This window comes from Buttiauxella sp. S19-1, from assembly GCF_022134725.1.
Lineage (GTDB): Bacteria > Pseudomonadota > Gammaproteobacteria > Enterobacterales > Enterobacteriaceae > Buttiauxella > Buttiauxella ferragutiae.
On record NZ_JAHWLU010000171.1, the window covers coordinates 1 to 6,516 of the forward strand.

Genomic DNA, 6,516 nt, shown 5'->3' on the forward strand with positions numbered 1-6,516 from the left:
GAACGGATGAAATGTCCGCCATGTTTGTTTTGTTGGCGGTAGTGGTTGGGTTGCAGGGGAAGATGTCTGGCTCCGAAATCGCCAATACCTTTCTGGCGGGTTGCTCCACGCTGGTTAAAGGGGCTTTTATCGTCGGGATGGCGACGGCAATTTCAATCGTATTGCAACAAGGCAATATTCTTGATCCTATCGTGGGCTACTTGTCGAATTTACTGACCCCCTTCCCTCCCACAGCCGCAGCCATCGGGATGTTCATCAGCGCTGGATTGATTCACTTTGGCATTTCGTCTGGCTCCGGGGAATCTGCCCTGCTGATTCCTATTTTCTCGCCGTTAGGCGATAGCCTGGGTCTAACCCGTCAGGTAATCGTGCAAACCGCACTGTTAGGTGAAGGAATCGTCAACTCCATTAGTCCAACTTCTGGCGTGCTGATGGCCGTGTTAGCTACTGCCAACGTTTCCTTTGGAAAATGGCTGCGATTTATTGCCCCGCTCATTGCCCTATGGTTTGTGATTTGTATTGTCATGTTGCTCATTGGTGTCGCAATTAAATGGGGACCGTTTTAATTCGCTTCTATTCCCCACCTGCTCAGGCTTCTGAGCAGGTTTTTTTATTTTCTGACACACCTCAAATTTGATAATCCAGCGCGGTTTCTTCCGGCTCCAGAGCTAATCGCTTAATATCCGCAACGGAGAGTTCCGGATTACATAATTCGATAAAGCGCCAGACGTAATTACGCTGGAGCTGTCCACGTTTGAGCCCAAGCCAAACCGTGTTGGCTTCGAACAGATGACGCGTATCCAGCCTGACTAGCTCCCCGCCTTCATCGCCGCTAGCCTGAAACGCGACCAGGCCAATCCCCAACCCTAATTCCACATAGGTTTTCACTACGTCAGAATCTTGCGCACTCAGGACGATATCCGGCGTTAATCCACGTCGGGAAAACGCTTCATCAATACGCGCACGTCCTGTTATGCCTTGCCGATAGGTAATAATCGGCCAACGGCTGATATCGTCGAGCGTAAGCGGATTAGCGTGAATCAGGGGATGACCGTGCGGCACCAGCAACGTGTGGTACCAGCGGAACCACGGGTATGCGACGACTAAAGGATCGGTACTCAGACGTTCGCTGGCGATACCAATATCCGCCGTACCGTTGTGCAGCAGGGTTTCTATTTCTTGCGGTGTGCCCTGTATTAATTCAAGACGGACTTCAGGAAATAACGTGCGGAAAGATTTAATCACGCTCGGCAAGCTGTAGCGAGCCTGTGTATGGGTGGTCGCAATGGTCAGAACACCACTGGCATCATTAGTAAAAACATCTGCCAGGCGCCGAACATTGCTGGCTTCATTAAGAATGCGTTCAGCTATCACCAGTAAAGCTTTGCCTGGCTCCGTCATGCCTAACAGCCGTTTGCCACGGCGAATGAAAATCTCGATACCGAGTTCTTCTTCCAGTTCACGGATATGACGGCTGACACCAGATTGCGAGGTGAAAAGCATGTTGGCGACTTCGGTCAGGTTGTAGTCCCGCCGAGCCGCCTCGCGAATAATTTTCAGTTGCTGGAAATTCACATTGCCCCCGGGGCATCACCGTTCTTTACACTATTGTTAAAGTGGCAACCCCGAGATAACAAATAATAAAAACCAGCAACTTATTCGATTTAGCAATAAGCCAGATTAACCCACCAATAACAGCTCGCGATTTTCCTGAACCGGACGAACGACTAAAGACATCAAAATGTCTTTTACCGCCTGCGCTTGCGGCGACAAAGCAGTGCGCGCCGACAAGTTAACCGAGAGCGGTAAATTCAGCGATGGACTGGTAATTCGCGCCATCCAGCCATTAGCTGAACTCACCAGCGAGCGCGCCGCAGATTCTGGCAACACCGTCACGCCCATGCCGCTGGCAATCGCCGCCGTGAGTGTGGAGATCGAATCAATTTCGCCAGTAATTTTCGCCGTTAATCGGCGCAGTGAGAAAGCTTCATCTACGCGTTTACGCACAGCGCTGTAGTCACGCGGCAGGAATAGGTTCATTTCGGCCACCGCAGTGAGATCGACTGTCTGACCTGGACAGTCGCGGGTGCCGACCAGAAACAACTCCTCTTTAAGTAACGGTTGGCTAATGATGCCCGCCGTCGGAGAACGGTCATACAAGACCGCCATGTCAAGCTGGCCGCTTAACAGCTTGTCATTCAGGACAGAACCACTGTTCTCATGCAGATAGACCAGCACGTCGGGTAATTCCGCACGTACTGCCTGTAATAAAGGCATGGTGATTGAAGATGCTGCGGTACCTGGTGCCAGGCCAATTGAAACCTGGCCGCCCAAAGTTTGGCCCACATTACAAACGGCTAATTGCGCCTGCTCGCACTGACGCAGGATCGTCCGCGCATGGGTATAAAGGATTTTTCCTGCTTCTGTTGGCGTTACGCCGCGTTTGGTGCGAATTAACAGCTGCTGATCCATTTCACCTTCAAGGGTAGCGACTTGTTGGCTCAGGGCTGGCTGCGCTATATGCAGCACCTCTGCGGCCTGAGTCAGGCTACCAATATCGACGATTTTTACGAAGTACTTCAGTCGTCTTAAATTCATTTTGCCTCCTACACGGAATGCCAACGCCAGTCTCGGCAGTGATGTCCCTTAAGGAATTGCAATATGCTTGCCACTTTTTAGAAACATCCGACCAGATGCGCTAACCAGCTGGATAATAAGAGAAAGTGATTAAAACGGCGGGATTTTAAATTGAAACAGTGGTTCGCTTATGCCCCATAAGAGGTACAGGCGCACCATAAAAGTGCGCCTGTTCACAATTTTATAAAGCGGCCCATTCCAGCCGCGCTTTCATTCCCCAATAGCTGGTCCAGCCGGTAGTTGAAGAAACCACTTCACCTTTATAAAGCACAACCAGCGTAGGCGTGACGCCAACCTGCCAGTTACGCGACAACTCACCCGAGGCGTCATTAACCACCGGAAGCTGGACTTTCTTTTGCTCCAGCCAAAGCAACACGGCTTGTGGCTCGCCAGAACGCAGCGCAATCGTCATTACGTTTTCCCCCTCTTCCACCAGCCGTGATACCGATGGCGTGGTGTAACGGCAGACGCCACACCAACTCGCCCAAAAATAGAGTAACAACGGGCGTTCTTCACTCAGGGCATTTAGGGTCAACGTTTGCCCATCCAGCGTCTGTAGCGGCGTGCTGTCAAAAGTGGTCGGCATTTTGGGTGCGCGCCACCAGTCCATCAGCACAACGATGGTGATAAGAACCAACACCATCACCAACGCTTCCCGCCCCCACCGTCGCAGCTTACCGATCATTAGCCTGCTCCAGTTTCTGTTGGACCAGTTCATCAAGGGATTCCCACGGTACGGCACCCGCCAGTAACGTATCACCAACCAGTATCGCAGGCGTTCCTTGTACCCCAACAACCCGTGCCAGTTGTAGATTGAGGTTCAGTGTTTCCCTGCTCAATTCATCCGGCTCGACTCGTGTGGTGCCACTTTTGGTTGCCGCAGCGTCGATGGTGGCCGCCGTATGGTTACCCTTTTTCGACATCAAACTTTGATGCAGCGGCAGAAACTGCTGCGGATGCTCACGCCAGGTTGTCAGCGCCACGCGTGAGGCAAGCGAGGAAGATTCACCACGAAAAGGCAGCAACTTAAACACCACCGCTACATCAGGATATTTCTGCACCACTTTTTCCAGCATCGGGTCGAACTGTTTGCAGTAAGGGCAGTTGTAATCAGTAAAAGAGATAATCGTCAGTTTTGCAGTGGTAGCACCTATCCGCGGGCTGGATGGATCGTGGTACAACGCCTGGTAAATCATCTCCTGCAACTGTTCTTCGTCGGTTGAAGTCGCGGCGAAGGCGCCAAAGATGGGGGCAAGTAACAGCACAAGTGTCATCAGCAGTTTCATGATTTATTTCCTTTCGCATCAGTTAGCGCATTCAGTACCGCATCGCGCGATAAAAGTGTCGGTAGCGGTTTCCCGGCGGGATAGTTCGGCCCATAGATTTGATTGAAAGGCACACCAGCCTGCCCGCGTTGCTTGAGAAACTCAGTGATTTCTTTTGAAGGGAGTGTCCAGTCACCACGCAGTGCAACCACGTCAGGCTCCTGCAATGCAGCCTGCACATCAGCACGGGAAATGACATTTAACTTATTAATTTTACAGGTGATACACCAGTCGGCGGTGACATCAATAAACACTCGCTTGTTTTGTGCGAGCGCATCCTGAATCGCCTGTTCGCTTAACGGCTGCCAGGTAATATTTTCTTCTGCCGGGACCGTTGTTAAAGCGCTAAAATGCACCGGCAACAGGCTCGCCAGCCATAGTGCCGAACCCAGCATCATCACCGCCAGGATGCGACGCAGCCATAGCATCCAACGCCCCGGTTTTGGCAGAAGTAACGCCAGCGATGGGCGCATGGCGATCAATAACCACGGCAAGCCCATCCCCACGCCTAAGGCGAAGAATATTCCCCACAGCGCGGGCAACGCGGCTCCCAACGCAACAGCGACAGCGGTTCCGAGGAACGGTGCGCTGCAAGGTGTCGCCAAAAGTGTTGCCAGTGCGCCCTGCCAGAAATGCCCACTTATGCCATTTCCACCCTGGGTTGCGAGTTTGGTTGTCACTTTCGATGACAGTCGAATTTCAAACAATCCAAACAGGTTGGCGCTGAACACCAGCATCACCAACACCATAAAGCTGATAAACCAGACATTCTGGAACTGGATGCCCCAACCCACCGCCTGATTGGTCAAGCGCAGGATGGTCATTAACAGCGCCAGTGCCATAAAGGAGAGCAGGATCCCGGCAAAAGAGGCGAGGAATTGCTGGCGTATTTTGCGCCGATCTTGTTTTTCCACCATCAACACCGAGCCGAGTTTCATACCCAGAACCGGCAAAACACACGGCATCAGGTTGAGGATAAAACCGCCCAACACGGCGAAGAGCAACACCTGCCAAAGCGTGAAGTCCTCCCCCACATCGGGCACAGCTGGCGCATCTTTTATCGTGATACTACTTTGCTGCGCGACACCGTTATCAGCGATAACCACTGATAAATCGCGGCCACGCAAGTCCGGCCCCGCCCCCTCCCAACCATCACTAACCGGTATCGTCGCCCACAGCGTTTCACCTGCTATGTGATATTTTGGTTTCCCAAAACTGGCATCTTCCGGCATATCCAGATACAGCTCTGGTTTCTGCCAGCCCGCTGCGCGAGTGGCTTGTACCACTAACTCCGCATGGTGATATCCGGCAGTTAGTTTATCAGTCAGGCCGCCAGCAAGCGGCACTTTGCCCATGGCTTGCGCATAGTCATGGGCAAAATTCGCATCGCTTTGAGCAGGTGTGATTTCAAACGGGAAATCGGTCAGCAGACAAACATCTTTGCACGTTGATAGCGTCAGCACTCCGGCGATTTTAGACGGCGCTTCACCTGCCAGTTTTATCGGGATACTGACCTGATGCTGGTAACCTTGAGTGGTGATCCCAGCCACATCAAAGCGCTGTGGTACGGGCCAGAACCAAAGGGCTGATTTTACCGGCTTATTCCAGTTGATGATCGGTGCAACGCCACCATCACCAGGCGAACGCCAGTAAGTTTTCCAGCCATCCTCAAGTTTTACATCCAGCAAAACCTGCGTCTCGCCTTGCGGTGAAGTGTCAGCGCGCAGACGCACGCTGGCATGATTATTGTCAGCTGACTGTAGCCAGCCGGATTGCGCAGCCCAACTGGCTGGCAACCATAACAGCAATAGGCAGAGCAACGCCTGCCTGAAAATACTCAACATATTGTTTCTCCATAAATGAATAATCGGACTGTGTTAAACAGCCGTTTTCATTCACGGAATACGCAAAATCGCAGATGGACTCTGAGGGTGGGCGAGGAAAACTCACGAACGGGGACAATAGAAGAAGAGTTCGGCTGCAATGGCACAAGCAGTGTCAGCAGCAGGCTGAAGATAAACAATGCACCTTCGAACAGCACTGGCGGCGCGGCAAGCAGCGATTTAGCGCTCAATTCACAAGGCGTAATGGGAGACGCTTTATCCGTATCGGTAACACCGTTTTGCGCCATCATCACGCTTTCGGCAGCTTTCATTTGCAAAGCATGCAGTCCCGCCATGCGCTGCGCGGTGCACACTAACACCACCAGACACGCCAGGAACAAAAACCACTTTGCAATTTGCTGCTGTTTTAACATGAATTCTTCACTCCATTTGAACCGCATATCTTAGCCCGTCGCCTCGGTTTGGCAACTTATGCGCTGTAAAGATATGTCTATGGCGTTTAATGACACGGTTTGCTTGTTTTATCAGCAAACGAACCAACCGCGTGATGAGAGGCTTTGACAAGCCTGAAACACCTCGCTAATATGCGCCCCGTTAACCGATTCCTCTGTAGTTCAGTCGGTAGAACGGCGGACTGTTAATCCGTATGTCACTGGTTCGAGTCCAGTCAGAGGAGCCAAATTTAAGAAGCCCGCTTAGGAAACTAAGCG

Annotated in this window: 7 protein-coding genes and 1 tRNA gene; 2 read left to right on the forward strand and 6 right to left on the reverse strand. The window is 51.9% G+C overall.

The features are described from left to right. Window positions 1–566: Na+/H+ antiporter NhaC family protein (locus MES37_RS22725; protein WP_273695144.1), on the forward strand; the 566-nt coding region annotated here is incomplete at its 5' end. A 61-nt stretch (window positions 567–627) separates the two neighbouring features. On the opposite strand, the gene cbl is transcribed toward MES37_RS22725, so the two are convergent. The 6 genes from cbl to MES37_RS22755 all read right to left on the reverse strand — a co-directional run bounded on the left by cbl (window position 628) and on the right by MES37_RS22755 (window position 6,219). Continuing rightward, window positions 628–1,575 (reverse strand): HTH-type transcriptional regulator Cbl, encoded by a 948-nt coding sequence (cbl, locus tag MES37_RS22730; RefSeq protein WP_064545625.1) that lies wholly within the window; start codon window positions 1,573–1,575, stop codon window positions 628–630. A gap of 105 nt (window positions 1,576–1,680) precedes the next feature. After that, window positions 1,681–2,598, reverse strand: a complete 918-nt coding sequence (gene nac / locus MES37_RS22735; protein WP_064545623.1) for a nitrogen assimilation transcriptional regulator NAC — start codon at window positions 2,596–2,598, stop codon at window positions 1,681–1,683. A 220-nt stretch (window positions 2,599–2,818) separates the two neighbouring features. Further along, window positions 2,819–3,322, reverse strand: a complete 504-nt coding sequence (locus tag MES37_RS22740) for a protein disulfide oxidoreductase (RefSeq protein WP_237932694.1) — start codon at window positions 3,320–3,322, stop codon at window positions 2,819–2,821. Next, the gene (locus MES37_RS22745; RefSeq protein ID WP_237932695.1) at window positions 3,312–3,923 is read right to left on the reverse strand and encodes a DsbA family protein; all 612 of its coding nucleotides are present in this window, start codon (window positions 3,921–3,923) and stop codon (window positions 3,312–3,314) included. The genes MES37_RS22740 and MES37_RS22745 overlap by 11 nt, the downstream gene beginning before the upstream one ends. After that, window positions 3,920–5,806: a protein-disulfide reductase DsbD family protein gene (locus MES37_RS22750; protein ID WP_237932696.1), complete on the reverse strand. Its 1,887-nt coding sequence runs from the start codon at window positions 5,804–5,806 to the stop codon at window positions 3,920–3,922. The genes MES37_RS22745 and MES37_RS22750 overlap by 4 nt, the downstream gene beginning before the upstream one ends. Before the next feature lie 47 nt (window positions 5,807–5,853). Further along, complete coding sequence (locus MES37_RS22755) at window positions 5,854–6,219, reverse strand: hypothetical protein (protein WP_064545616.1); 366 nt, start codon at window positions 6,217–6,219, stop codon at window positions 5,854–5,856. A 190-nt stretch (window positions 6,220–6,409) separates the two neighbouring features. Between MES37_RS22755 and MES37_RS22760 the strand changes: the two genes are divergently transcribed. Further along, a tRNA-Asn gene (locus MES37_RS22760) sits at window positions 6,410–6,485 on the forward strand. Window positions 6,486–6,516 lie beyond the last annotated feature (31 nt).

Coding starts and splice junctions, on each gene's coding strand:
- nac (WP_064545623.1), bottom strand. CDS start 2,598: ATGAATTTAAGACGACTGAAGTACTTCGTAAAAATCGTCGATATTGGT.
- MES37_RS22740 (WP_237932694.1), bottom strand. CDS start 3,322: ATGATCGGTAAGCTGCGACGGTGGGGGCGGGAAGCGTTGGTGATGGTG.
- MES37_RS22745 (WP_237932695.1), bottom strand. CDS start 3,923: ATGAAACTGCTGATGACACTTGTGCTGTTACTTGCCCCCATCTTTGGC.
- MES37_RS22750 (WP_237932696.1), bottom strand. CDS start 5,806: ATGTTGAGTATTTTCAGGCAGGCGTTGCTCTGCCTATTGCTGTTATGG.
- MES37_RS22755 (WP_064545616.1), bottom strand. CDS start 6,219: ATGTTAAAACAGCAGCAAATTGCAAAGTGGTTTTTGTTCCTGGCGTGT.